Here is a 4005-nt window from a genome sequence, read left to right on the forward strand (position 1 = left end):
ACCATCCGTAGGGCGACAGCGAATACCACGGCGGCAGCGGCCCGATCAGTATCACGCCGATGAAGGGCCAGACCCATCCGATCTGCGATGTATTCCTCAAGGGCTGCGACGAACTCGGCTATCCGCACAGCGACGATTTCAACGGCCCGAAATTCGAAGGCTCGGGCATTTACGACGTCAACACCAGAAATGGCCAGCGTTGCTCCAGCAGCTTTGCGCATTTGCCCCCGGCGTTGACTCGGTCGAACCTGACCGTTGAACATTACGCCCTGGTGGATCGGGTGTTGTTCGATAACGACCGCGCAACCGGGATTTCCATCACCCAGCACGGCGTGGTGCGAACCTTCACCGCCAACAAGGAGGTGATTCTTTGCGCCAGTGCCGTGGACACGCCAAAAATCCTGCAACTGTCCGGTGTCGCAGACCAGGCACTGTTGTCCAAACACAAGATCCCGATGGTCAAACATCTGCCAGCGGTGGGTAAAAACCTGCAGGATCACCTGTGCGCCAGCTATTACTACAAGGCCAATATCCCGACGCTCAACGATGAGCTGAGCTCGCTGTTCGGACAGTTCAAACTCGGTCTGAAATACCTGTTCACCCGCAAGGGCGCGCTGGCGATGAGTGTCAATCAGGCCGGCGGATTCTTCCGTGGCAATGAACAGCAATCCAACCCGAATTTGCAGTTGTACTTCAACCCGCTGTCGTACCAGATCCCGAAAAACAACAAGGCCAGCCTCAAGCCGGAGCCGTACTCAGGCTTTCTGTTGTGCTTCAATCCGTGCCGACCGACCAGTCGTGGGTATATCGAGATTGATCCGAAAAACCCACGGGACGCTGCAAAGATCGACCCGAACTATCTGAGCACGCAAAAAGACATCGACGAGGTCATCCTGGGCAGCCGCTTGATGCGCAAAATCATGCAGGCACCCGCGCTCAAAGGCATTACGGTTGAAGAAGTGTTGCCGGGGGTTACGCGTTGTCGATGCCTCGATTTTTCCTAACGTAACGTCCGGTAATACCCACGCAGGGGTGTTGATGGTCGCAGAGAAGGGCGCGGATCTGATTTTGCAGGACGCCTGATTTCGTCATCTCTATGTATCAAAAGTGAATTTCCGCCAAGACTGCTGCTCATACTTGATAGGTAGCGGATTCAGCGCGCGAAAATCATGGGTGTATTCAGGGAGAGGCAACATCATGGGGCCAGCATCGACGGTGGGCACGAACGTTTCTGGCGGGTTGATTCTGGTGGTCGAGGACGACCCGTTGATCCTGGAGTTTCTCTGCGAAATTCTCCAGGAAGAAGGGTTCGTGGTTCAGCCACAGATCAGCGCGGATGCCGCTTCAGTTTACCTGGAGCAGCACTCGGACAATGTGTGCCTGTTGCTCACCGACATCACCATGCCGGGTAAACTCAATGGCGCTGACCTGGCCAATCAGTTTGGTGACCGCTGGCCAGACAAGCCGATCATGATCATGTCTGGTTTCGAAACCCCTCAAAGCTCCGGCGTCCGGCATTCAGTATCGTTCATCAAAAAACCTTGGGCGCTCGGCCAATTGCTGGACTGTGTCGAAGGCGCCTTGAAGTCCAAGCCCATTAGCTGAAACGTCGTTGCGCCGCTTGAGCCCGTCTCGCAAGTAAGTGCTACATTGCTCGGCCTACCTGCCTGGCCCTTGCGAGAGGAAGCTGATCCTTGTCTGCTCATCCATCCGTTTTCAACATTCCCTACCGCGCCTTCCTGTTCGATATGGACGGCACCGTACTCAATTCCATCGCCGCCGCCGAGCGGATCTGGACGATCTGGGCCTTGCGCCACGGGTTGGATGTCGCCTCCTTCCTGCCGACCATCCACGGTGTACGCGCCATCGACACGGTCAATCGCCAGGGGTTGCCGGGGGTTGATGCCGAAGCTGAAGCAGCGTGGATTACCCAGGCGGAAATCGATGATGTGGAAGGCGTTGTCGAGATTCGCGGTGCCGCGGCTTTCCTCCGGTCCTTGCCGGCCAGTCAGTGGGCAATCGTTACTTCCGCACCCAGGGCACTGGCCTTGTGCCGAATGGCAGCGGCGGGGATTCCCGAGCCTGAGGTGATGGTGACGGCGGAGGATGTCAGCGCAGGTAAACCGGACCCCGCGGGGTATCGGCTGGCGGCGAATCGATTGGGTGTTGAGGTGACGAAGTGTTTAATCTTTGAAGATGCCGCGGCGGGGATTAAGGCGGCGGAAGCGGCGGGGGCGGATCTGGTGATCATCACCGAGACGCATGAGCATGCGATTAAGACGGCGCATACAACGTTGGCCAGCTATCAATCAGTGACCACATCCGTGGACTCCGGTCACCATATCCGGCTAACGCAAATCTAACTGTGGGAGCGGGCTTGCTCGCGAAGACGGCGTAACATGCAACATCAATGTCGACTGACATACCGCCTTCGCGAGCAAGCCCGCTCCCACACTCGATCGGTGTGGTGGCTAATAGAGTCCGGGTATCAGCCGCCATGTACTGGCGCAATACCTGTCGTACTCCCCACCAAACTGCGCCCTCAACAACGCTTCTTCCGCGTCAATCCGCGCAATCAACGGCATCACCGTCAACGCCGCCAGTAACAGCCCGACACCCGAGCGAAACGCCAGCGCCCAGCCCACGGCAATCACCAGCATCCCCAGGTAGCTGGGGTTGCGCAGGCGTCGATAAATACCGTCGGTGACCAGCCTGTGCCCCGGCTGAATAGCCACCAACCCGCTAAATCGCTTGCCCAGCACAAACACCGGCCACAACCGAAGCGCGCCACCGGCGATGAACAGCAATGCGCCGATCCAGCGCAGGCCTTCACCGCCGAAGGTCCAGAAGTCGATCCGGTCGGTGTAGGCCGGCAGGAACCCGCTGAGCAATCCAATCACCCCGAACGCCGGGATCACCCAGCGATTGGCCCGGTCTTCACGCTCACCGGAGCTCAAGTTGACCTCGGTGAACAGTGAAGCCACAGTCATCACCAATGTCGCCAAGGCGATCACCACCAGCGGCGCATGGGAAAAATACGCCGCAAAACCGCCCATCCCCAACACCGCGAGGCCGAGGTAGGCAAGGGTGCCACCGATGGCGAAAAGCGCCAGTTTGGGTGAGATTTTCATGAGCACCTCGTGATCAGCAATGGCCGTGTTCAGTTTAGATACCCGGTGCTGTTCACGCGTTCAACAACTCGGCGCAATCGGGGCCGAAGGGCGTGGTGAACTAAACTTTGATAAGAGCCGTTCACCTTTTGGACACTCGTGATGCTGCACATTAAAACGCCGCTGATCCTGCACGTTGGCCTGTCGACGCCGACACGACGGATCTGGCTCAAGATGGAAAACCTGCAACCCAGTGGTTCGTTCAAGCTGCGTGGCATGGGACTTCTGTGCAGTCAGGCCAAGGCGCAGGGAAAACGCCGAGTCGTCTGTCCGTCGGGCGGCAATGCCGGTTTTGCCACCGCCATTGCCGCCGTCAGCCTGGGGCTGAGCGCTTGTATTGTGGTGCCGCACACGACGCCTGAGACGACCCGCGTCAGGATCAGGAAAACCGGCGCTGAAGTCATTGTCCACGGCAAGGTCTGGGACGAGGCCAATCAACGGGCAAGAGAACTCTCGCAGGGCGCGGACACCGAATACGTGCCGGCCTTCGATCACCCGGTGTTGTGGGAAGGGCACAGCACGCTGGTGGATGAAGTCCTGGAAGTGTGTCCTGAAGTGGATGTGATGGTCACGTCGGTAGGGGGCGGTGGTTTGCTGGCAGGAATTCTCACCGGGTTGATTCGCCATGACCGCAAAGACTGCCGGATCATCGCCTGCGAAACCGAGGGCGCCGCGTCTTTTGCCGCTGCCGTCGAGGCCGGACATCCCGTCAGGTTGCCGCGCATCGATACTGTGGCGACCTCGCTCGGCGCGGCGCAAGTCGCGGCCTGGCCGGTGGAGCACATCGAGGAGTTTCCCTACCAGTGCGTGGTACTCACCGATGAGGATGCAATTA

The 4005-nt window shown here is 58.6% G+C and carries 4 protein-coding genes and 1 pseudogene; 4 read left to right on the forward strand and 1 reads right to left on the reverse strand.

Going from position 1 to position 4005, the window contains the following annotated elements; genetic code table 11:
* Nucleotides 1-11: 11 nt before the first annotated feature.
* From AC1DRJ_RS20700 to AC1DRJ_RS20710, 3 genes and pseudogenes are all read left to right on the forward strand, one after another.
* Nucleotides 12-1083, forward strand: a pseudogene (locus tag AC1DRJ_RS20700) (GMC family oxidoreductase); the annotation flags it as partial.
* A gap of 114 nt (nt 1084-1197) precedes the next feature.
* Nucleotides 1198-1605, forward strand: a complete 408-nt coding sequence (locus AC1DRJ_RS20705) for a response regulator (protein WP_477803781.1) — start codon at nt 1198-1200, stop codon at nt 1603-1605.
* A gap of 89 nt (nt 1606-1694) precedes the next feature.
* The gene (locus tag AC1DRJ_RS20710) at nt 1695-2363 is read left to right on the forward strand and encodes an HAD-IA family hydrolase (protein ID WP_477803782.1); all 669 of its coding nucleotides are present in this window, start codon (nt 1695-1697) and stop codon (nt 2361-2363) included.
* Nucleotides 2364-2471: 108 nt separating this feature from the next.
* Here AC1DRJ_RS20710 and AC1DRJ_RS20715 read toward each other — a convergent pair whose 3' ends face one another.
* Entirely contained in the window at nt 2472-3131 is a 660-nt protein-coding gene (locus AC1DRJ_RS20715) for a methyltransferase family protein (protein ID WP_477803783.1), read from the reverse strand.
* Between the two features lie 141 nt (nt 3132-3272).
* Here AC1DRJ_RS20715 and AC1DRJ_RS20720 point away from each other — a divergent pair.
* The coding region (locus AC1DRJ_RS20720; RefSeq protein ID WP_477803784.1) for a pyridoxal-phosphate dependent enzyme at nt 3273-4005 on the forward strand (733 nt) is incomplete at its 3' end.

It is taken from the genome of Pseudomonas sp. P5_B2 (assembly GCF_056400445.1).